A 20,894-nucleotide genomic window follows, 5' to 3' on the forward strand; every position below is an offset into this window, starting at 1 on the left:
CGGCGCCACGGACGAGAGGGACGCGCCCACCAGCCCGCGCACCGCGCGGGCGACGATCAGGGCCGGCGCGACATCGCGTACTGCTGGCCGATCGTCAGCAGGTTGTTCACCAGCCAGTACAGAGTCAGACCGGCCGGGAAGTTGATGAACATGAACGTGAAGACGACCGGCATGATCATCATGGCGCGCTGTTGCGCCGGATCGGCCGCCGACGGCGTCATCCATTGCTGCACCAGCATGCTGCCGCCCATCACCAGGGTCAGCACCGGAATGCCCGGATGGGGCACGAACGGCAACTGGATCGAGCCCAGGCGATCGGGCGCCGAGAGGTCGGTGATCCAGCCGATGAACGGCGCATGCCGCAGCTCGACGGCGTTGAGCAGCGCGTTGTAGAGGCCGACGAAGACGGGGATCTGCAGCACCATCGGCAGGCAACCGCCGAGCGGGTTCACCTTGTGGCGCCGGTAGAGCTCCATGACCTCGCGGTTCATCTCGTCCGGCTTGTCCTTCAGCCGTTCGCGGATCTTCTGCATCTCCGGCTGCAGCTTCTGCATCGCGCGCATCGACTCGAAGCTCTTCTTGGTGAGCGGGAAGAAGAGCACCTTGATCACCACCGTGAGGAGGATGATCGCGACGCCGTAGTTGCCGGTGAAGCGGTGCAGGAAGCGGAGCGCCTGCAGCATCGGCAGGGCGATGAAGGTGAACCAGCCGAGGTCCACCGCCTTGCGCAGCCCGTGCCCGACCGCCTCCAGGCGGTCGATGTCCTTCGGGCCGGTGTAGACCTCGGCCTGCGTCCGGAACGTGCCCTGCGGGAAGATGACCATGCTCTGCACGTGGTCCTGGTCGCGGCGCATCCACACCCGCAGATCGTTGCTGGCCTCCGCCTCCGGCACCACCGCGGCGAGGAAGTAGTGGCCGCTGAACCCCATCCAGCCGATGTCGCCCTTGGCCTCGATCGGCGTCGCGCCGTCGAACTTGGCGAACGGATGCAGTTGCAGCTTGTTCTTCTCCAGCACCGACACCTGGTCGAAGACCACCTCGCTCGCGTTCGGCCCGGCGGGGTTCATCCCCTCGTTCCAGGCGAGCGACATCTGGGAGTAGCCCTCGGGCACCGCGCCGACGTCGAGATCGAGGGTCCAGACGTAGTCGTGGCCGTGCAGCGTGACCCGCTTCTGCACCGTGGCACCGTCGGGCATCGTGCCGGTGAAGGTCAGGGTCGCCGACTCGTCGCCGGTCAGCTCCAGGTTCGACTGATCGACGCCGTAGACGACCGCCGCGTCGCCGGCCGGCGGCTTGTCGGCACCGATCAGCGTCACCCCGAGGGGCAGTTGGTCGGGAGCCGGGAACTGGATGAGCTGCAGTGGCGGGCTGTCCCTGGCGACGGTGGTCAGGTAGCGCTTCAGCTCCAGGCCCTTCAGGCGGGCGCCGAGGGTGGTGAAGGTGGCGCGGTAGAGGTCGGTATCGACGACGACGTCGCGCGCGCTGGCCACCAGCTCCGGAGCCAACGCCGACTGCGGCCGCGCCTCCGCCTCCGTCGGCGCCGACTTCTCCACTGCTCCCGGCGCCGCCGCCGGCGATCCCTGCTCGGCCGGCGCCGGGGGCGGCTCCGCCGGCGGATAGAGACGGTGGACGATCAGCTCCTGGTAGAGCGCGACGATCAGCAGCGAGATGGCGATGGCGAGGAGAACGCGGCGTTGTTCCATGACGGCGTCACTCCGGGCTCACTCGACCGGGTCGTACCCGCCGGGATTGAGCGGGTGACAGCGGGCGAGGCGGCGCAGCGCCCGCCAACCGCCGGCGAGCAGGCCGTGTCGGGCGATCGCGTCCGCCGCGTACCGCGAGCACGACGGCGCGAAGCGGCAGTGCGATCCCAAGAGCGGCGACACCAGCACCTGGTAGGCGCGGATCGCCGCCAGGGCCGCGCGCCCGCCGAGGCCGCTAGCCGAGGCGGAGGGCGCGGGACAGCTCGTCGACGACATCGGCGTACGAGAGGGTTGGGGCGCCCGGGCGGGCGATGACGATCAGATCGCGCGCCGCGCCGAGCCGCGGGCGGTGGCGGCGAAAGAACTCGCGCACCAGGCGGCGGATGCGGTTGCGCTCCGGGGCGTTGCCGACCTTGCGGCTGGTGGTGATGCCGAGGCGGACGTGCGGCCCCGACGTGCCAGAGCTGATCACGATGAAGTGCGGTGCCGACTGCCGGCGCCCGTCGCGCTGCAGCGCGACGAACTCGCGCCGCGTGCGCACCCGATAGCGGCGCGGAAAACGCTGCGAGCGGTCACCGTCCGCCGCCGGCGTCACCGCGGCTGCTTCGCCGGAATCGAGACCGTCAGCCGCTTGCGCCCCTTGGCGCGCCGCCGCTTGAGCACGCCGCGCCCACCCGGGGTCGCCATGCGGGCGCGAAAGCCGTGCGTCCGCTTCCGCCGCCGATTACTCGGTTGATAGGTCCGTTTCATGCTCGTCCTTCGGATTGGCTGAGGGATGAGATGCCGTCGGCGGCAGCCCAACCGGGGTCAGACACCACATCACCGGCAGCAAGTCAATTCGCCGCGTTACGACGCCGGCGCCGCCTCGGCGGCCGCCTTGCTGTGGTGTTTGGCGAAATGGTCCGGGCACAGGCCGCGCCGCAGGGGCGCCTTGCCGCAGCCGGCCTCGTTGCACGACCGATGGCGCGGCTTGCCCATCTTGCCCTTCCGCCAGCTCCGGTAGTGGCGGTCACAGTACCCCTTGGCGCGCACCACCTTGTCGCAGTTGGCGGCCTTGCACGTGCTCTCGTCTGCCATTGCCCGACTCCTCCTCACAGATCGCGCCCGCCCAAGCCCTGCCAGCCCTCGCCCCGCTGGACGCAAGCGCTCTGTATGGCACGCGCCGCGCGGTGAATCCACCACCCCAGCGGCGGGTCCGACCGCGCGGCGTCCGGGATGCAGGCGGGGCGGTCGTCAGAATCGAGCTTGATTGTTCGCTTTCGGATTTGTCATGTTACGGGGACGTTACAGTTAGGGGGATCTCAATGAGACTTTCAGGGGCGGGGTTGGCCACCGCGACTGCGGTGGCGTTCTTCTGGTGCGCCGCGCTGCCGGCGCACGCGGCGCTGAGCAAGGACGAGCTGAAGTGCCAGAGCACGGTGGCGAAGAAGGGGCGCGTGTTCGTCAAGAAGCGCCTCAAGGCGCTGTCGAAGTGCCATGACGACGTCCTCGCCAAGAAGCTGCCGGAGACCACGGACTGCACGCTCGAGACGGCGACGAAGGCCAAGATCGACAAGGCCGCGGACAAGCTGCACGGCGCCATCGTGCAGTCCTGTCCCAACAGCGTGCTGACCGGCGGGTTCGATTTCGGCGGCGACTGCCTCGGCGTGTCGACCGGCGCCGCGCTGGCCGACTGTCAGCTCGCCAGGCACGAGAGCGAGACCGACGCGCTGATCGAGATGATCTACCGGTTGGAGCCGCACAAGAAGTGCAACGGCGGCACCAACGTCGGCAAGGTGTGCACCAGCAACGCCGGCTGCCCCTCCGCCGCCTGCGTCTACATCCCCGAGACGCCCGGCAAGTGCACCGGCGGCGTCAACGCCAACGCCCTCTGCAGCGCCGACGCCGAGTGTCCGGGCGCGCTCTGCCGGGCGTCGGACGAGGCCCTCGCCTGTCTGAAGCAGATGTCGAAGGCGCTCAACAAGCTGGCGGGCAAGCGCCAGAGCATCCTGCAGAAGTGCAAGAGCAGCGTCGCCAAGGGCAAGCTCCCGTCCGGCACCAACTGCGTCGCCACGACGCAGAGCAGTCTCGACGCCGAGCTCACCGCCGCCCGCACGGCGGTTCTCAACGCCTGCTCGGCGACGGCGACCGCCGGCCTGGGCTTCGGCGGCGCCTGCGACGAGATCACCGACCAGGCGTCGGTGGCGGCCTGCACCACCTGCGCCGCCGACCGCGCCGCCGACAACCTGGTGCTCGCGCAGCACGGCACGCCCGCCAAGGGTGGCGCGGCGGTGCTGAAGCAGATCACCAACCCGGGCACCGAGTGCGTCGGCGGCCGCATGAGCCGCTGCCGCGCCAACGACTACCTGCTCGCCAACGATCGCATCCGCATCGTCGTGCAGGACATCCAGCGCAATCTCTTCGGCATCGGCCAGTACGGTGGCCAGATCATCGACGGCGACCTGGTGCGCACCAGCGGACCGGACCGCGACAACTTCGAGGAGTGGGCGATCTCGCTGAACATCGAGAGCACCGCCCACTACACCTCGCTGACCATTCTCAACGACGGCAGCAATGGCGGTCCCGCCGTGCTGCGCGCCACCGGCGTCGACGACCTCATCGACTTCGTCAACCCGAGCTCGGTGGTCGCCAGCTTCGGCTTCCTGCTGCCGGCGAGCGTCGACGACGTCGACCTGCCGGTCACCATCACCACCGACTACATTCTCGAACCGGGCGCCAACTACGTCCGCGTCGAGACCACCGTGCACAACACCAGCGGCGCCGCCATCGACATCTTCTTCGGCGAGTACATCGGCGGCTCCGGCCAGCTCGAGCTGTTCCAGACGGGCTACGGCTTCGGCGAGCCGTTGGTCACCAGCGTCTGCCCGTCCACCATGCCGAATCTCTGCAACTTCACCGCCTGGAGCGGCTTCGGCGACGGGGACGGCGTCTCGTACGGCTACATGCACCAGGTGCCCGGCTCGAGCACCTTCACCACCTCGGGCGTGCACGTGCCGCAGCTCAAGACCGACGTGCTGCTCGCCCTCATCGGCCTCGCCGGCCCGCCGCACCACATCGGCGCCAACGGCGATCCCGACGATTCCCTCACGCTGACCCGTTACTTCATCGTCGGCGACGGCAGCACGGCGAGCATCGAGGACACCCGCAACGAGATCCAGTGCGTGCCGACCGGCACGTTGACCGGCAACGTGACCGCCGGCGGCAGTCCGGCCGCTCGCGCCGGCGTCGCGGTGATCGCCGATCCCGCCTTTGGCCCGGCCGGCGTGTCCAAGAACGTCTTCATCCACGCCAAGACCGACGACGACGGGAACTTCTCGGTCACGCTGCCGCCGGGCAATTACAAGGTCGCGGCGGCCGTGGACGGCTCCCCGTACGAGGGCGGCGGCTCGACGCCGCTCGAGCACCCCGTCACCATCACCGCCTTCACCTCCACCAGCCAGAACATTGCCATCCCCGCCACCGGCGCCCTGCAGGTCACGGTGGTCGACGAGAACAACGATCCGAGCCCGGCGAAGGTGTCGGTGGTCGGCTTCGATCCCAGCCCCGGGGTGGTGGTCGCCCAGACGCTGTTCGGGATCATCAACAACCGCACCGGGATGTTCCACGACCTCGAGGACCCGTATCCGTTCGGCATGGCGAAGGTCGCCTGGGTCGGTCCGAGCGGCGACTCCGGCGTCATCCCGCTCGAGCCGGGCAACTACCAGGTCTACGTGTCGCGCGGCAGCGAGTTCTCCCTCGACTCGATCCCGGTGACGATCACCGCCAACACCACGACGCCGGTGTCGGCGCAGGTCGAGCGGGTCATCGATTCCGACGGCTTCGTCTCGGCCGACTTCCACGTCCACGCGATCGACAGCCCCGATGCGGCGGTCACCAACGTGCAGCGCGTCAGCGCCATGCTCGGCGACGGCATCGAGTTCTTCGCCACCACCGACCATGACTTCCGCTCCAATTTCCAGCCCACCATCGACGCGCTGGGCGCCGCCGACCTGATCGGCACCACCGTCGGTCAGGAGATCACCACCTTCGACTACGGCCACTTCAACGGCTGGCCGCTGGTGCAGGACTTCACCAAGGTGAACAACGGCAGCGTCGACCACGGCGGCGCCGCGCCCGACGGCCAGGACTATCCGTCGGCCGGCTACTACAGCGAAGCGCCGGTCGGCATCATCGCCGACGCCCACGCCGCGGCCCCGGGCGCGTCGAACACCGTGCAGGTCAACCACGTGCACAGCTTCTTCGGCCTCGACGGCGGCTCGGGTCTGGCGATCGACACCGCCCTCACGCCGCCGCAGTCGGCGGTGCCGGCGGCGGCGCGACGCCTCAATCCGTCGATCACCAACTTCTTCAGCGATACGTTCGACGCCCTGGAGATCTGGATCGGCGACGATCGCGCCCAGGTGGCGACGAACTTCCTCGGCCAGAACGCGGGCGACTGGTTCAACCTGATCAACCAGGGCATCGTCCGCACCGGCATTGCCGACTCGGACACCCACAACCAGTTCGTCGGCGTTTCCGGCCTGCCGCACAACATGGTCGCCATGCCCACCGACGACCCGGGCGATCTGAGCGCCATGGCCGATACGGTCTCCGCCAACGTCAACGCCGGCCGCTCGTTCGGCACCAACGGGCCGATGGTCCGCGTCTCGGTCTCCGCGGCGTCGACCGGCGAGACCGCGTCGCTCGAGCTCGGCGATCCGCTGACCATCAGCACCACCGATGGCGAGGTGACGATCAACGTCGACATCCAGAGCCCGACCTGGGCCGAGTTCAACCGGGTCGAGTACTACATCAACCCGGTCACCACCCGGGTCATCAAGCCGAACGTCCAGACCGGGGCCGGCCTGGTGAACGTCAAGCGCTACACGATCACGCCGACGGCGACGCAGAACGTCGTGCCGGTGCCGGTACCGGTGGCCGGGACGTCGTCGAGCCGTCTCGAGGCCAGCACGTCGCTGAACCTCACCGGCCTCACCCAGGACATCTGGGTGGTCGTCATGGTGAAGGGCACCGATGGCGTGTCGAAGCCGCTCTACCCGGTGATCGGCAACAGCCTGAAGACCAGCACCAACACCACGCTGGCGCAGCTCACCGACGGCAACCTCGGCGAGGACGGCATCACCGCCCTGGCCTTCACCAACCCGCTGTTCGTCGATGTCGACGGCGGCGGCTGGACGCCGCCCGGGGTGCTCGTCAATCCTTGATGCCCGACAACGGTTCGTGTCCGCGCGGGGCGGGCGGCAGTCGCCGCCCGCCCCGCTTCATTTCCCCGCCCGTCGTCGCCGCCCTGCTGCTGGCCACCAGCCTGCTGGCGGCTGCCGCCGCGCCCGCCGCGGTGGCGCCGCGCCTGCGCGCCCTGCTCAAGGCGGGCCGCACCGTCGTCGCCGGCGCGGTGACCGACACCACTTCGTACGATGACGACCGCGTCGCCGTCGTCGCCTTCAGCGCGACGACCATCTTCCGCGGCGCCGGCGAGCCGCCAGTGGCACTGTCGCTGGTCGAGCTGCACGAGGGCTCGGACGCGCCGCCCCTGACCGCCGGCATGGAGGGCCTCGCGTTCCTGCAGCCGGCGCGGATGACGTCCTATCTGCAGCGCACGCTGCCGGCTGGCCGCTACCAGCAACTCATTCCCGGCTACGGCGCGTTCATCGCCGCCGCCGACAAGGCCGACGCCGAGCGCCAGGTGTCGATCATGCGACGCGTGCTGCACCTCGCCGGCGGCGGCGCCCTGTCCGATGCCGAGGCGCGCCAACTCACCTTCGACCTTCTCGCCAGTGGCAGCCCGGTGCTGGTCGAGGACGGCGCCGCCGGCCTCGGCGATCTCCGCCGCGACCCCACCCTCACCAGCGCCGAGGACGCGACGCTGAGCGCCGCGCTGTTGCGCCAGAACCTCCCCGATCGGGTACGCATCGCCCTCATCCACGCCGTCGCCGATGCGCGGCTCGCGTCGATGGTGCCGACCCTCAGGCAGATCGGCTCGCCACCGCCGGTCATGGAGGCGGCGTGGAAGGCGCTCGACCAGCTCGGGGCCGGGGCCAGCGACGACGACATGCGCCAGCGCCTGGCCAGCGACGACCCCGGGACCCGCATCGCCGCGGCGCGCGAGATGCTGGCGCGCTCCGGCGCCGGCGCCCTCGCCGCGGTGTCGCCGGTGGCGATCCGCGACCCCGACCCCAGCGTGCGCCTGCAGGTGGTCGAGGCGGTCGGCGCCCTCGAGGATCCCGCCGCCCTGCCGACGCTCGAGCAGGCCTTCGTCGACGAAGCGATCAACCAGCGCCAGGCGGCGGCGCGCGCCATCGTCGCCATCGGCGGCAAACCCGCCGTCGACGCGCTCGGCCGCCTCGCCGTGCAGGGGCCGGTGGACTCGCAGCGCTACGCCGTGCTGGTGCTCATGACGTTGGATTCTCCGGATGCGCGCCCGGTGCTCGCGCAACTCGCCAAGACCCATCCCGATGCCGCGACCCGCGACCTCATCACGCACGGCTTCCCCAAGGGCGAGCACTGAGCGGCGCCGCGCCGCCGCGGTGGCGGGCGCGCTCCTGGTGGTGCTCGGGGTCGGCGCGCCGGCGGCGGCGCACGACATCACCTCGCACGCCGTCCGCGAGCTGGTGCGCATCCAGGGAACGCTCGGCAGCGCCACCCCGCCGCCGAACGGGCGCCAGCTCACGTTCACGGTCCGCGGCCAGCGCCTGCCGTTCACCGCCAGCGAGTGGCGCGTCTTCGCCTTCGCCGACGACGCGACGCTCAAGCAACCCGAGGCGCCGGCGCCCGAGTTGGTCGGCGACCGCGCCATTCTCCGGCGCGTCATCACCGCCCGGCCGGATCAGCTCATCACCATCCTCGCCGAACGCCGTCCGGGTTCGAGCGACTTGTTCGTGCTCACCGTCGACCGCTGCCCGGAGCGCTAGTCGCGGGTGGCGCCGGGCCGCTGGCTACCGATCGGCGAGGTCGATCACACCGCCGTCCGCCGCCCGTTCCGCCGCGCGGCGCGGCGCCTGATAGGCGCCGAGGTACTGCACGAAGTTGCAGCTCTGGATCATGAACGGCGGGTTGTCGGGGAACACCACCAACTGCGCGCCGTTGTTGTTGAGGGTCACGCTGCCGGTCGTCGGGCGCGAGGTCTGGAAGTCGTCGCTCGACCAGGCCACCAGGGTCGCGGTCGTGGCGCTGGTGACGTTGGCGCTGAAGCTGACCGTCGGCGGTTGGACCAGATTGGTGGCGAGGGTGACGAACAGCAGGCGGCCGTTGCTGGAGAAGGTGCCGTTCAACGAGCCGCCACAGCTCCGGTTGAAGGTGCCGTTGAACAGGCAGAGGTTGCTGCCCTGGGTGCTGAACGTCGACGGGCAGCGGTTGTTGGGGGTGCGCGTCGCCGTCGGTTGGCGCGTCGGGGTCGGGGTGCGCGTCGGCGTCGCCGGCGTTCCGCCGGTCGGCGTCACCGCGGCACAGCCATTCAGCGCGTTGTTGACCGCGGTGATCAGGTCGTTGATCGTCACGTTGCCATCGCCGCTGCAGTCGCCGCAGCATTGCGCCCCAGCCTGGCCGGCCGTGAGCAGCAGCAGGGAGACGAAGAGGAGAATTCGCATCGGCCCTGCCTAGCCTACCCGTGGCGCCGATCCGAGAGACCCGCCGCCCCGTCGCCGGCGTTTGCCTTCTCGATGCCCGCGTGTCGCAATCGCCCGATGCGCCGCCTCGCACCATTGCTGCTGCTCGTCCTGGCCTCCCCTGCCCTGGCGCGACCGGTGCGGGTCTTCGTGGTCAACCCGCACCTGCGAATGCCCGCCAGCTATGCCGACTTCCGCGAGCAGATGTTCGCGCTGGTCGACGCCGCGCACCCGCGCCGCGCCGAGCTGGTGCAGCAGGGAGTGCCGGACATCGCGGCGCACCTGTCGCCGCGCGACCCGAGCGCGCCGGTGGACGCGCTGATCGTCTTTCCCGAGGACGTCGGCCTGGTCGCCGGTTTGATCGGCAGCCGCGGCGCCACGGCGCGGCAGATCACCGCGGCGACCGGCGGCTCGACCGTCGCCTTCCTCTCCCTCACCCTCGCCTACCAGCCGCTCGTCAGGTACTACGGCGACCGCTACCCGGGCCTGCCCGGTCTCGCCTACCTCTTTCTCGCCACCACGGACACCCACTACCGCGCCGTCTACGAGACCTTTCGCGATCTCGCGGCGACCTACGGCGTCTACGTCGCCGCCAGCGTCAACGTCGCTCCGGCGCGCCGCGTCGAGGCCGCGGCCGACCCCGCGCTGGTCGCTCGCTTGCGCGATCCCGACGAGCCCGACCGCGGTTATGCCTACGAGGCGATCGAGGGCCGGCCGGTGAACACCATGTTCCTCTTCGCGCCCGACGGCTCGGTGCTGGTCCACGACCGCGGCGTCACCCGGCGCGCGCCCGGCGAGACCGCCGGCGTCCTGCGCGGCAGCCTCGACAAGGCCTACCTCACCGAGATCGAACAGGATCCGCTCGGCCTGTCGTTGGGCGCGGTGCGCGATCTCGACGTCCTCGACACGCCGTTCGGCCGTCTCGGCGCGGTGACCTCGAAGGACGCCTGGATGGTCGACGTCAACGATCGCTACGACGCCAAGGGCGCGCAGCTCATCCTGCAGCCGGAGGCGTTCGATCAGTGGGCGTTCACCACCGACTTCTGGGCCCCCGATGGCTTCAAGGCCGGAGGCTTCGCCCAGGTGCAGCGCAACCCGTCGTTCCTCTACAACGCCACCTCCTGCCTGGTCGGCAATCTCTTCGACATCACCTTCGACGGCCAGGGGGCGGTGATCGGCAAGCGACACAAGCCGGTGCGCTCGGAGCAGTCCGCGGCGCTGGCGTGGATCGGCCAGGACCCCGACGCCGGGTTCGTCGCCGTCGCGCCCTGGGTCGCCGCCGATCCCGGCGGTCCGGACCTGGCGGCGCGGCGCGCGGCGCTGGTCGCCGCGGGCCTGCCGCTGCTGCCGAGCTCCGGCGTGCCGTGCATCCCGCCGCTCGGTCCGGGGTCGTGCGAGGACGGCTACCGCGAGTCGATCCAGCGCGTCGATGTCGACCTGCCCGCCGCCGGCGCCGCGCCGCCGCCGCGACAACCCGGGGCGCCGGTGCCGACGGCCTTCGGCACGGCATCGTTCATCGCCGCCGCCAGCGCCGAACAGCGCCATCCGCGCCTCGCCGCCGACGGCGACCACGTGTTCGTCGTCTGGCAGGAGCGCCGCGCCGACGTCGACCGGATCTACCTCGCCGTCAGCGACGACGGCGGCGCGACGTTCACCACGCGGCGCGCCAGCGATGCGCCCGACGGCGCGGCCGCGGAGTGGCGCCCGGCGGTCGCCTTCAGCCCGCGCACGCAGACGGTCCACGTCGTCTGGCAGGAGCCGTGCGCGGCCGCCGACGACGACTGCGGCCGCATCCTGTCGGCGCGCTTCGACACGGCGGGCCGCAAACAGGGCGGCGACGTTCGCGTCGACCGCGGCGCCGACGACGCCGGCAAGTGGAACGCCGCCCTCGCGGTGGACCGCGCCGGCAACCCGCTGGTCGCCTGGGTCGACGAGCGCGATCGCAGCGACCGCGGCCTGCCGCTGGAGCACATCTACTTCGCCCGCAGCCGCGACGGCGGCGCCACCTTCGGTCGCAACCTGCGCGTCGACCGCGGCCGTCCCGTCGACGTCGCCGCCGAGCTCGACAACAAGTGGGCGCCGGCGATCGCCGTGCGGCCGCCGTTCATCCAGATCGCCTGGACCGACTTCCGCGACTACCAGTGGGACATCTACACCACCCGTTCGCGCGACGGCCGCTACTTCGAGCCCAATGTGCGGGTCGACGACGGCGCCAGCGAGCGCATCCACGATCACCCGGCGATCGCCGTCGACCGGCGCGGCACCGTCCATGTCGCCTGGGCCGATCGCCAACGCCAGGACCCCGACACCGACATCCGCTACACCCGCAGCCCCGCCGGCGGCCGCCGCTTCGCCGCCAGCACCCGCATCGACGCCGGCGTCGCCGCCGCCAATCAGTGGCACCCCGCTCTCGCCGTCGACGGCGACGACGTCCTCATCGCCTGGCAGGACAACCGCCTCGGCGACAACGACGTGTTCTTCGCCCGCAGCCGCGACCGCGGCGGCACCTTCGCCGGCGATCAACGCCTCGACGACAGCGGCGGCGACCCCAGCGAGCAGACCCGCCCCGATCTTGCGATCGACGCCGTCACCCACACCGCCTACGCGGCATGGGAGGACGAGCGGTGGGGTCCGTCGAGGATCGCCCTGGCGAAGACGCCTCTCCGGTGACGAGGCGGCCGGGTTGTCAGGAGCACCGGTATCCCTTCGGGATGCGTGGCGGGCGGGAGCCCCTGCCCGGGGTATCTCCGTCGCAACGACCGACGGCCTGACGGGACAGCCTCGATCCTGAGCGGCGAGTCGCGGGGCCCCTGATCTCCACCTCCTCGCCTGCGCGGGTGTCCTCCCGTCCCGATCTGTGTTCATCTGTGCCCGATGGCGATCACCCGCGAGCTGATCCGCGCCGGCCTCGAGCGGGCGCGCTACATCACCACCGAGGCGGTGGAGACGGTGCTCTACCTGTCGCTGGTGCTCGAGAAGCCGCTGCTCATCGAAGGTCCGGCCGGCGCCGGCAAAACGGAGATCGGCAAGGTGCTGGCGGCGACGCTCGACGCCGAGCTGATCCGCCTCCAGTGCTACGAGGGACTCGACGAGGCCAAGGCGCTCTACGAGTGGAACTACCAGAAGCAGTTGCTGCGCATTCAGGCCGATCGCGACCAGGGCCTGTCCGGCGAGGAGATGACGCAGCACGTCTTCTCGCGTGAGTACCTGCTCGATCGGCCGCTCCTGCGGGCGATCACGACGCCGCGCCGCGCCGTCCTGCTGATCGACGAGATCGACAAGGCCGACGAGGAGTTCGAAGCCTTCCTGCTCGAGCTGCTCTCCGACTTCCAGGTCTCCATCCCCGAGCTCGGCACCGTCCGCGCCCAGCACCGCCCGGCGGTGGTGCTGACCTCGAATCGCGCCCGCGAGCTGTCGGAGGCGCTCAAGCGCCGCTGTCTCTACCTCTGGCTCGACTTTCCCGGCGTCGAGAAAGAGCGCGAGATCGTCGCCCTCAAGGTGCCCGACCTCGAACCGCAGTTGCAGGCGCACGTCGCGCGCTTCGTGCACGCGCTGCGCAAGCTCGACCTGCACAAGGCGCCGTCGATCGCCGAGACCCTCGATTGGGCGCGCGCCCTGCGCGCCCTGCAGATACGCGAGCTCAACGCCGCCGCCGTCCGCCAGACGCTGAACCTGGTGCTCAAGTCGGAGGAGGATCTGCGCAAAGCCGAGGGCAAGAGCGCGCAGTTGCTGGCGGCGGCGACGAAATCCGGATGAAGGACCAACTGCTCGGGTTCTTCGATGCGCTCCGGCAGGCGGGACTGGCGCCGAGCGTCGGCGAGACGCTGGACGCGGCGGCGGCGGTGCGCGCCGCGGGCATCGAGCGACCGGTGCTGCGCGAAGCGCTGGCGGCGGCGCTGATCAAGGACCACGCCGAACGAGCGACCTTCGACGACGTCTTCGACCGCTACTTCGCCCTGCCGCCGGCCGCGGCGCGGGCGCGCCGGCCGTCGATGCCGCGCCAGGGCGACGAGGGCAGCGGGCGCGGCGGCGAAGGCGCCGGGCGCGGCCAGCCGCGGCAGGAGGGCGCGGCCGGCCAGCAGCCGCGCGAGGAGCCCCGCCGCGGACACGATCAGCGCGCGCGCGAACTGGCGCGGCGTCGCGCCCTGGCGGCGAAGCCGTTCCGCGAGATGGAGCCCGACGAGGTCGAGGGGCTCGACGATCTGGTCGCCGAGCTCGGCCGCCGGCTGCGCAGCCGCTTCGCGCGCCGCCAGCGCCGGGTGCGCGGCGGGCGGGTCGACATGCGCCGCACCATCCGTCGCGCCCTGGCGCGCGGCGGCGTCCCAGTGGAGATTCTCTTCCGCGCCCCGCGCCCGGGGCGCAGCGATCTGCTGGCACTGGTCGACGTGTCGCATTCCACCGCCACCGCCGCCGAATTCCTGCTCGCCCTCCTGGCCCCGGCGCGCCGCCATTTCCGCCGCGTCACCCTGCTCGCCTACGTCGACCGCCCCTGTCCGGTCTCGTTCGAGGCCGGGCAGGTGGTGCCGCACGAGGCGCTCGACCTCAACGCCCGCTCCGATTTCGGCAACGTCCTGAAACTGCTCGCCGAGCGTTGGGACGTCGCGATCGGACGCAACACCGTCCTTCTCATCCTCGGCGATGCCCGCAACAACCGCCGCCCGCCGCGCGCCGACCTCCTGGCGCGCCTGCGGCGGGTCGCCCGCCGGATCATCTGGCTGAACCCCGAACCGGTGGCGCGCTGGAATACCGGCGACAGCGTCATGGCGACCTACGCCCGCCACAGCGACGCCGTGCTGGCGGCCTGGAGCCCCGCCACCCTCGCCGCCGCCCTGGGGGAGCTGCCGCGCCACTAGCCCCGGATCATCCATGAGATCGCGTCGCGACAGCGCCGACGGTGCGCCAGAGATGGCGTGCCTTCGCTGCTCGCCGTAGCGAGCTCATGAATGATTCGGGCCAGGTCGCGGGATCGCGGCGGCGCGCCACTCGCTCGCGCCGTGCATGACAGCGGCGACGAAATGGGCACTGCACATCCTGCAAGCAGCGACCTTTCGCGACACGTCAGCGGTCCCTTGCTGGGGCGCACCGTCACCGCGCTGTGCACGCCATTTGCACTCATCGCCGTCCGCAATGGATCCCTCGCTCGACAGCGCCCCGGCGACGGTGCCGCAGTGGATGCGCGGCCTCTGGCGGCGGCGGTCGGTCCGCTACCCGGACGGCAGCTATGACGACACCACCGTCGTCTACTGGCTGCAGGGCGAATCCGCCTTCGCCGACATCCGCATTCCGCGCGGCCGGCCGGTGGTGCGCGACCCGGAGAGCCTGGCGACCCTCGGCGACAGCGAGCTGCTGGCCCTGGCCCGCCAGGCGGGATTTGCCGGTTGGACGGAGCTGAGCGGCATGCGCTGCCACTGGCACCGCGAGATCGACTACCAGCCGCCGACCGGCGTTCCCGATCAGGGCATGGTGCACCGCGGCGACGGCGTTCTCATCGAGGAGGGCGTCCACCAACGCTACATCGAGATCTGGGAGTCGGTCGCCTGCGGTCCCGCCGGGGCGGATGCGTTGCTGGCCCGGCGGGCGGCGGCGGCGATGGGCGGGCGACTGGTGATCGGCGGCAACGTGTTCTTCTTCGTGCGCGACGGCCGTCCGCCGCTCGCCACCGCCGCCAACCTCGCCGCCCTGGCGCCCGACGGCCGCGAGCGGCGCGCCGCGCTGCTGACGCTCCTCGACTGCGAAATCTCCTTTGGCCGCTGCCGCGGCGGCAGCGTGCCCTGGGAGATCACGCTCTCGACCCTTCCCTGGCGCGAAGGCCAGTCGCTGCTCGAGATCGACACCGTCCGCGGCTGAACGCGGCGCGGCCGGCTCCGCCGGTTGCGATTCCCTGCCCGCTGTGGCCTCTGTTCCCCGCTGTGCTGCCGTCCAGACGTTGGATGAAGATGCTGGCGCGCGCCCTCGGGACCCCGGGCAACGCGCGCACGTTCCCGGCGCTCACCCGCGCCAACCTGCCGCCGATGCGCGGCGCGCTGCGGATCCTGCGCGACGCCAACGGCGCCACGCACGTCTACGCCGAGGACGAGCGCGATCGCTACGCCGCCGCCGGTTGGCTGCAGGCCGCGGATCGCTTCTTCCTCCTCGACATCGTCCGCCATCTCGGCGCCGGCCGGCTGTGCGCGCTGCTCGGCAACTGGAAGGCGCCGCGCGGCCTCGGCCTGGGCGGCGGCGGCCGGGTCAGCGATCTCGACGGCTTCGTGCGCCCCTTCGGCTTCGAGGCGCAGAGCCGCGCCGACGTCACCCGCCTGGCGCCGCGCGCCGCCGGCCTGCTCGAGGCATACAGCGACGGGGTCAACGCGGCGCTGCACGCGATGCGCGGCGTCTACCCGCCCGAGTACCTGCTGGTCGGCGCGCCGCGCCCCTGGCAGCCGGCCGACTGCCTGCTCAACGGCCGCGCCTGCGCCTTCGTCGTGTCGCTCACCGGGTTCGAGAACGAACGCGTCTTCGACGCCGTGCGCGGCGCCCGCGGCGACGGCCTGGCGCGCCGCCTCTTCCCGGAGGCGCCATGGGAGAACGTCCCCACCAGCTATCGCGTCGGCACCGGCGACGACACGCCGGAGACGCCGCTCGGCGCCTCGGCCATCGGCAGCAACAACTGGGCGGTCTCCGGCGCGCTCAGCGCCAGCGGCCGGCCGGTGGTCGCGAACGACCCGCACGTGCCGTTCGTCCCCCTGCCCACCTTCTGGCACCACCTGCACCTGCACGGTCCCGACCACCGCGTGCAGGGGGGCATGTTTCCCGGCCTTCCCGCCTTCGGCTTCGGGCACAATGGCGACCTGGCGTGGGGCTGCACCACCGGCTTCCGCGACGCCTACGACGTCTACCGTGTCCATCGCCTGGCCGACGATCCGAGCCGCTACCGCACCGAGCACGGCAGCGGCGCCATCGCCAAGCACCGCGAGGAGCTGCCGGCGCGCGGTGGGCGGACGGTGACGCTGGAGTGGGAGTCGTGCGAGCACGGCGTCATCTACCCCGGCTGGCACCATCACGACGGCACGCCGCTGGCGGTGCGCATCGTGCCGAGCGACACCGCGGCGATGTTCGAGGGCTACGTGGCGCTGGCGGAGGCGCGGACGGTCGACGCCTTTCGCGCCGGCCTGGCGCGCTGCAACGAGGGGCCCTTCGATTTCAACCTCGTCTACGGGCACCGCGACGGCGCCATCGCCTGGGAGCTCTTCGGCCACGCGCCGCGCCGCCGCAGCGAGGGGCTGTTCGTCCGCGACGCCGACGATCCCGCCGGCCAGTGGGACGGCTTCATCCCCTTCGCCGAGATGCCGAAGCAGCGCGATCCGGCGCGCGGGTTCGTCGCTACCGCCAACTCCGAGACCGATCCGGCGCAGTGCGCGGCGGTGTTCACGCCCACCCACTGCGAGCCGCGCTATCGCACCGATCAGATCGGCGCTCGCCTGGCGGCGCGCCGCGATCACGACCCGGCGAGCTTCGCGGCGATCCAGCGCGACGTCCACGCCGACTACGCGCCGGCGCTGCGCGACGCCTGCGTCGCCGCGATCGGCGAGGTCTCGGGCAACGACGTGGCGCGGCGCGCTCTGGCGGTGCTGCGCGCCTGGGACGGCGCCTTCGACAGCGAATCCGCCGGCGGCGCGGTGTTCGCCCTCCTGCACCAGGATCTCCCCTTTCGCCTGTTCGCGCCGCTGCTCGGTCCGTCGCTGGGGAGCCGCTTCGCGCACGGCCGACGGGCGATGCCGCGCCTGCACCGGCTGCTCCTCGACCGCGAGGATGCGCTGCGCGCCGACATCGAAGGCGCCGCCGGGCGGCCGCTGGCGACCCTGGTCCGCGAGGGCTTCTTCGCCGTCGTCGAACGGCTCGCCGCGGCGCAGGGCTGCGATCCGGTCGCCTGGCGCTGGGGCGCCGTGCAGCGCATCTGGCTGGGCACGCCGCTCGGCCTGCTCCCGCTTGTCGGCCGTCGCTTCGTGGCCCTCGACGCCGCCTTTCCCGGCGACGAATACACCATCAATCCCTCGCGCTCGATCCCGCTGCGCGGCCGCCACTACGCCTTCGTCGGCGCCACCAGCCGCTTCATCTGCGACCTGGCGACGCCGGACGAAGCGCTGTTCGCGCACAGCGCCGGGCCGAGCGCCGACGTCCGCTCGCCGCTGTTCCGCGCCGGCGCCGAGTCGTGGCAGCGCTTCCAGTACTTCCGCTCGGCGCTCTGGGAGGCCGACCAGGTGCCCGACGTCATCGAGCGCCTCGACGGGTGAGCCGACCCGCCGCCACTCAGCCGAGCAGGTTCACCACCCGCAGTGGATCGAGAATGACGTAGAGGCCTTCGGCCTCGACGGTGACGACGTCGCCGGCGAGCAGGCGCCCGGCGCTGTGCACCTTGCGCTCCTCGCGTCGCGCCACCCAGCCCTCGAAGCGCAGCGGCTGGTGCAGCGGCGTTGGCCGGCGGTAGAACATCTGCAGCCGCGCGGTCGGGCCAGCGGTGGCGCTCATCACGTTGGCGACGTTCAGCACCTGGTCGAACGCCGCCGCGATCGCCCCGCCGTGCACGCAGCCCGGGGGGCCTTCATAGGCGGTCCCGAAGGTCACCTCGCCGACGGCGAGGGGGTCCTCCCAGCGCATGGCGATCGGCGCGGCGAGCGGGTTCCAGCGGCCGATGACGAAGTCGTAGGGGAAGAACCCCATCGGCGTCTCGCCGCCGGGATAGCGCGGCGGCGGCGGATCGGGCGCCGCGCCGCGCAACGCGGCGGCGAGGTCGTCGACGCGGCGCGAGGCGGCGCGCAGCAGCGCGGCGTCGCCGTCGACGCGGACGGTGGCATCGATCAGGCGCCGCACGCTGGCGGCGAGCTCTTCGAGGGCGGTGTCACGGTCGGACATGGGCTCCCGGTTCACAGGTTGGCGTCGAGGCGCACCCGCGGGCGCCGGCCGACGGCGAGCAGGCGGCTGCGGGCGCCGCGCTCGTGCTTGAGGTACCAATCGAAAAACGCGGTCGACGCGTCGATGATGGCGCGCTGCGCGTCGCGATCGCCGCTGCCGACGTAGGGCAGGATGTGACCGCCGCCGATCAGGGTGAGCAGGGCCTTCGGCGCCCGCAGCGTGCCGTAGGCGGCGCGCGCCTCGGTGTAGGGGACGGTGTCGTCGGCGTCGCCGTGGATCACCAGGGTCGGCGGCGCGCCGGCGCCGCTGTACTCGCCGCCGGGGAATGCCCAGAGCAGTCCCGCCATCGGCACGGCGGCGTCGATGCGCGGGTCGCGGCAGCAGGTGTTGAGGGTGACGCCGAAGGTCGTCAGCCCGCCGAGCGACTGCCCGGCGGCGCCGATGCGCTGGCGATCGACGCGGGCGTGCAGCGCGCTCGCCGGGTCGGCGTCGAGTCGCAGCAGCTCGTCGATCACGAAGCTGACGTCGGCCGGCTGGTTGACGTAGTCGTCGGCCGTGGCGCCGCCGGGTGTCTGGGCGTGAGTGAGCGGGAAGTCGGGCGCGGCGACGACGTACCCCTCCGCCGCCCAGGCCTGGAGGATGACGAAGTACAGGCGGCCGAGCGCCCCGAGGCCGTGCGCGAAGACGATCAGCGGGAAGCGGCCCGGCGCGTCCGGGTAGTAGACGGTGGTGGGCAACGTCCGCGCCTCGCTGCCGGGCGCGCCGCCGTTGGCCGCGGTCGGTCGCGTCGGGTCGACCAGCCGCAGCGCGGCACTGGCGATCGCGAAGCTGCCGTCCGGCGCGGTGGTCGCGGCGCCGGAATGGCCGCCCTCGCCACAGCCGACGGCCACCAGGGCGCACAGCGCGAGCAGCCAGCGCGACATGCGACAGCTCTAGCACCGTGGATCGGTGCGAGGCGAAGCGCGCCGCCACCTCTTGAGACGCCGCCGGCGATCGGCGACAAGCGAGCCATGTCCGTGGTCGTGCAGCCGCTCGGCGAGGATCGCCTCGACGAGGCGGAGCGGGTGTTCCGCCTCGCCTTCGGCACCTTCCTCGGCGTGCGCGAGCCGTTGCAGTTCACCGGCGACTGCGCCTACGTGCGCACGCGCTGGCAGGCCGACCCGACGGCCGCCTGGGCGGCGCTGCTCGACGGCAGGCTCGCCGGCACCAATTTCGCCACCCGTTGGGGGAGCTTCGCCTTCTTCGGCCCGCTCAGCGTGCGCCCGGAGTGGTGGGAGCGCGGCATCGCGCGCCGCCTGCTCGAGGTCACCATGCAGCGCTTCGAGGAGTGGGGCGTGCGCCACGCCGGGCTCTATACTTTCGGGCACAGCCCGAAGCACGTCGCGCTCTACCAGCGCTACGGGTTCCTTCCGCACTACCTCACGGCCATCGTCAGCAAGTCCGTCGCCGCCGACGCCGCGGTCTCGCCCGACGAGTGCCGGTCGGCGCTGACCTCGGCGCAGCGGGCCGCGGCGCGCGCCGAGTGCGCGGCGGTGACCGACGCGATCTTCGCCGGCCTCGACGTCGGGCGCGAGATCGATGCGGTGCAGAACCAGGCGCTCGGCGACACGCTGCTGCTGCGCGGCGACCGCGGCCTGCGCGGCTTCGCGGTCTGCCACGTCGGCCCCGGCACCGAGGCCGGCGATGGAGTCTGCTACGCCAAGTTCGCCGCCGTCGCGCCCGGCGCCGGCGCCGCGCCGGCGTTCGACGACCTGCTGCGCCTGTGCGAGCGCTACGCGGCGCTGCGCGGCGCGGCGCAGCTCGTCACCGGCATCAACACCGCGCGCGCGCCCGCCTACCGGGCCCTGCTGGCGCGCGGATTCCGCGCCTACGCGCTGGGCGTCGCCATGCAGCGGCCGGACGCCCCGGGGTTCAACCGTCCCGACGCGTGGGTGCTCGACGACTGGCGGTGAACGCGCCGCCTCATGCGTGGAATGTCCTTGTCGCGGCGCGCCCGCGACGGTAGCGCATGGCCATGACCATCACCGTCGAGCCCATCGCCCACGTCCGCACCCGCCGCGTCACCCCCGAGGACGACTTCTGGGGCGACGAGACCGCGCTGCTCGAGCTGGCCGACGGGTACGACCCCGAGTGCCTGCTCGGGCTCGAGGACTTCTCGCACGCCGAGATCATCTTCCACTTCCACCAGGTGGATCCGAAGAAGGTGGTGCTCGACGCCCGCCGGCCGCGCAACAATCCCGACTGGCCGCGCCTCGGCATCTTCGCCCAGCGCGGCAAGAATCGCCCCAATCGTCTCGGCAGCACCATCGTCCGCATCATCGGCCGCGAGGGGCGCGCCCTGCGCGTCGCCGAGCTCGACGCCATCGACGGCACGCCGGTGCTCGACATCAAGCCGGTCATGCGCGAGTTCCTGCCCCGCACCGACGTGCGCCAGCCGGCGTGGGTCGGCGAGCTGATGCGCGACTACTGGACGGCGCGCGATGACTGATCAGCATCCGACGCACTAGCATCGCGGCACGCGAAGCACGCTGGCGCCCGCGCGCGAGCCCAGGTTTGGCGGATCGCAGGCGCATCCACGACCCTCGCCGAGCGACGGTCCTGCATCTCCTCGCGTTCGCCGTCCGTCGCGGGTGGGTGCTTCGTTTCGGTCGATGCCTCGATCCCGCGCCCTGCGATCGATGGCGCGGCCACGCGGCACGTG

18 protein-coding genes are annotated in these 20,894 nt (G+C 71.9%); 10 read left to right on the forward strand and 8 right to left on the reverse strand.

The features are described from left to right. Positions 1-56: 56 nt before the first annotated feature. From yidC to KF840_07755, 5 genes are all read right to left on the reverse strand, one after another. Positions 57-1,703 (reverse strand): membrane protein insertase YidC, encoded by a 1,647-nt coding sequence (gene yidC, locus KF840_07735; GenBank protein ID MBX3024786.1) that lies wholly within the window; start codon positions 1,701-1,703, stop codon positions 57-59. A gap of 18 nt (positions 1,704-1,721) precedes the next feature. Then, positions 1,722-1,979 carry a membrane protein insertion efficiency factor YidD gene (gene yidD / locus KF840_07740; protein ID MBX3024787.1) on the reverse strand — a complete coding sequence of 86 codons (258 nt, stop codon included), beginning with the start codon at positions 1,977-1,979 and terminating at the stop codon, positions 1,722-1,724. After that, complete coding sequence (gene rnpA / locus KF840_07745) at positions 1,939-2,298, reverse strand: ribonuclease P protein component (GenBank protein MBX3024788.1); 360 nt, start codon at positions 2,296-2,298, stop codon at positions 1,939-1,941. The genes yidD and rnpA overlap by 41 nt, the downstream gene beginning before the upstream one ends. After that, the gene (gene rpmH, locus KF840_07750) at positions 2,295-2,453 is read right to left on the reverse strand and encodes a 50S ribosomal protein L34 (protein ID MBX3024789.1); all 159 of its coding nucleotides are present in this window, start codon (positions 2,451-2,453) and stop codon (positions 2,295-2,297) included. Before rpmH ends, rnpA begins: the two co-directional genes overlap by 4 nt. A 96-nt stretch (positions 2,454-2,549) precedes the next feature. After that, on the reverse strand, positions 2,550-2,780 hold the full coding sequence (locus KF840_07755) for a hypothetical protein (GenBank protein ID MBX3024790.1): 231 nt from the start codon (positions 2,778-2,780) through the stop codon (positions 2,550-2,552). Between the two features lie 248 nt (positions 2,781-3,028). On the opposite strand from KF840_07755, the gene KF840_07760 reads away from it, so the two are divergent. From KF840_07760 to KF840_07770, 3 genes are read left to right on the forward strand one after another with little or no spacing between them, the layout of a single operon-like run. Beyond that, positions 3,029-6,907 (forward strand): CehA/McbA family metallohydrolase, encoded by a 3,879-nt coding sequence (locus tag KF840_07760; GenBank protein MBX3024791.1) that lies wholly within the window; start codon positions 3,029-3,031, stop codon positions 6,905-6,907. Next, positions 6,907-8,208 (forward strand): HEAT repeat domain-containing protein, encoded by a 1,302-nt coding sequence (locus tag KF840_07765; protein MBX3024792.1) that lies wholly within the window; start codon positions 6,907-6,909, stop codon positions 8,206-8,208. The genes KF840_07760 and KF840_07765 overlap by 1 nt, the downstream gene beginning before the upstream one ends. A 19-nt stretch (positions 8,209-8,227) precedes the next feature. After that, on the forward strand, positions 8,228-8,611 hold the full coding sequence (locus KF840_07770; protein ID MBX3024793.1) for a hypothetical protein: 384 nt from the start codon (positions 8,228-8,230) through the stop codon (positions 8,609-8,611). Between the two features lie 24 nt (positions 8,612-8,635). On the opposite strand, the gene KF840_07775 is transcribed toward KF840_07770, so the two are convergent. Next, entirely contained in the window at positions 8,636-9,286 is a 651-nt protein-coding gene (locus KF840_07775) for a hypothetical protein (protein MBX3024794.1), read from the reverse strand. 96 nt (positions 9,287-9,382) lie between these two features. Between KF840_07775 and KF840_07780 the strand changes: the two genes are divergently transcribed. The 5 genes from KF840_07780 (at position 9,383) to KF840_07800 (ending at position 17,574) form a co-directional block, all read left to right on the forward strand. After that, positions 9,383-11,974 (forward strand): hypothetical protein, encoded by a 2,592-nt coding sequence (locus KF840_07780; GenBank protein ID MBX3024795.1) that lies wholly within the window; start codon positions 9,383-9,385, stop codon positions 11,972-11,974. A 204-nt stretch (positions 11,975-12,178) separates the two neighbouring features. Next, positions 12,179-13,060 (forward strand): MoxR family ATPase, encoded by an 882-nt coding sequence (locus tag KF840_07785; protein MBX3024796.1) that lies wholly within the window; start codon positions 12,179-12,181, stop codon positions 13,058-13,060. Continuing rightward, positions 13,057-14,157, forward strand: coding sequence for a VWA domain-containing protein (locus tag KF840_07790; GenBank protein ID MBX3024797.1), 1,101 nt, complete (start codon positions 13,057-13,059; stop codon positions 14,155-14,157). Before KF840_07785 ends, KF840_07790 begins: the two co-directional genes overlap by 4 nt. A 274-nt stretch (positions 14,158-14,431) precedes the next feature. Continuing rightward, positions 14,432-15,151: a hypothetical protein gene (locus KF840_07795; protein MBX3024798.1), complete on the forward strand. Its 720-nt coding sequence runs from the start codon at positions 14,432-14,434 to the stop codon at positions 15,149-15,151. Positions 15,152-15,234: 83 nt separating this feature from the next. Then, positions 15,235-17,574 carry a penicillin acylase family protein gene (locus KF840_07800; GenBank protein MBX3024799.1) on the forward strand — a complete coding sequence of 780 codons (2,340 nt, stop codon included), beginning with the start codon at positions 15,235-15,237 and terminating at the stop codon, positions 17,572-17,574. Positions 17,575-17,590: 16 nt separating this feature from the next. On the opposite strand, the gene KF840_07805 is transcribed toward KF840_07800, so the two are convergent. Both KF840_07805 and KF840_07810 read right to left on the reverse strand, forming a co-directional pair. Beyond that, complete coding sequence (locus KF840_07805) at positions 17,591-18,193, reverse strand: PaaI family thioesterase (protein MBX3024800.1); 603 nt, start codon at positions 18,191-18,193, stop codon at positions 17,591-17,593. A gap of 11 nt (positions 18,194-18,204) precedes the next feature. After that, positions 18,205-19,116: a prolyl oligopeptidase family serine peptidase gene (locus tag KF840_07810; GenBank protein MBX3024801.1), complete on the reverse strand. Its 912-nt coding sequence runs from the start codon at positions 19,114-19,116 to the stop codon at positions 18,205-18,207. An 87-nt stretch (positions 19,117-19,203) separates the two neighbouring features. Here KF840_07810 and KF840_07815 point away from each other — a divergent pair, with 87 nt between their 5' ends. Together KF840_07815 and KF840_07820 are read left to right on the forward strand one after the other, a co-directional pair. After that, positions 19,204-20,145 carry a GNAT family N-acetyltransferase gene (locus KF840_07815; GenBank protein ID MBX3024802.1) on the forward strand — a complete coding sequence of 314 codons (942 nt, stop codon included), beginning with the start codon at positions 19,204-19,206 and terminating at the stop codon, positions 20,143-20,145. Positions 20,146-20,201: 56 nt separating this feature from the next. Further along, the gene (locus KF840_07820; GenBank protein ID MBX3024803.1) at positions 20,202-20,681 is read left to right on the forward strand and encodes an SAM-dependent methyltransferase; all 480 of its coding nucleotides are present in this window, start codon (positions 20,202-20,204) and stop codon (positions 20,679-20,681) included. Positions 20,682-20,894: the final 213 nt, after the last annotated feature.

This window comes from bacterium (assembly GCA_019637795.1).
In the GTDB taxonomy this organism is placed as follows: domain Bacteria; phylum Desulfobacterota; class Binatia; order HRBIN30; family CADEER01; genus JAHBUY01.

Bases quoted from the DNA above. Each gene is read 5' to 3' on its own strand.
- yidD (MBX3024787.1), bottom strand. From the start codon at position 1,979: ATGTCGTCGACGAGCTGTCCCGCGCCCTCCGCCTCGGCTAGCGGCCTC.
- KF840_07775 (MBX3024794.1), bottom strand. From the start codon at position 9,286: ATGCGAATTCTCCTCTTCGTCTCCCTGCTGCTGCTCACGGCCGGCCAG.
- yidC (MBX3024786.1), bottom strand. From the start codon at position 1,703: ATGGAACAACGCCGCGTTCTCCTCGCCATCGCCATCTCGCTGCTGATC.
- KF840_07790 (MBX3024797.1), top strand. From the start codon at position 13,057: ATGAAGGACCAACTGCTCGGGTTCTTCGATGCGCTCCGGCAGGCGGGA.
- KF840_07765 (MBX3024792.1), top strand. From the start codon at position 6,907: ATGCCCGACAACGGTTCGTGTCCGCGCGGGGCGGGCGGCAGTCGCCGC.
- KF840_07820 (MBX3024803.1), top strand. From the start codon at position 20,202: ATGGCCATGACCATCACCGTCGAGCCCATCGCCCACGTCCGCACCCGC.
- KF840_07755 (MBX3024790.1), bottom strand. From the start codon at position 2,780: ATGGCAGACGAGAGCACGTGCAAGGCCGCCAACTGCGACAAGGTGGTG.
- KF840_07795 (MBX3024798.1), top strand. From the start codon at position 14,432: ATGGATCCCTCGCTCGACAGCGCCCCGGCGACGGTGCCGCAGTGGATG.
- KF840_07815 (MBX3024802.1), top strand. From the start codon at position 19,204: ATGTCCGTGGTCGTGCAGCCGCTCGGCGAGGATCGCCTCGACGAGGCG.
- KF840_07785 (MBX3024796.1), top strand. From the start codon at position 12,179: ATGGCGATCACCCGCGAGCTGATCCGCGCCGGCCTCGAGCGGGCGCGC.
- KF840_07780 (MBX3024795.1), top strand. From the start codon at position 9,383: ATGCGCCGCCTCGCACCATTGCTGCTGCTCGTCCTGGCCTCCCCTGCC.
- KF840_07805 (MBX3024800.1), bottom strand. From the start codon at position 18,193: ATGTCCGACCGTGACACCGCCCTCGAAGAGCTCGCCGCCAGCGTGCGG.
- KF840_07800 (MBX3024799.1), top strand. From the start codon at position 15,235: ATGAAGATGCTGGCGCGCGCCCTCGGGACCCCGGGCAACGCGCGCACG.
- KF840_07810 (MBX3024801.1), bottom strand. From the start codon at position 19,116: ATGTCGCGCTGGCTGCTCGCGCTGTGCGCCCTGGTGGCCGTCGGCTGT.
- rpmH (MBX3024789.1), bottom strand. From the start codon at position 2,453: ATGAAACGGACCTATCAACCGAGTAATCGGCGGCGGAAGCGGACGCAC.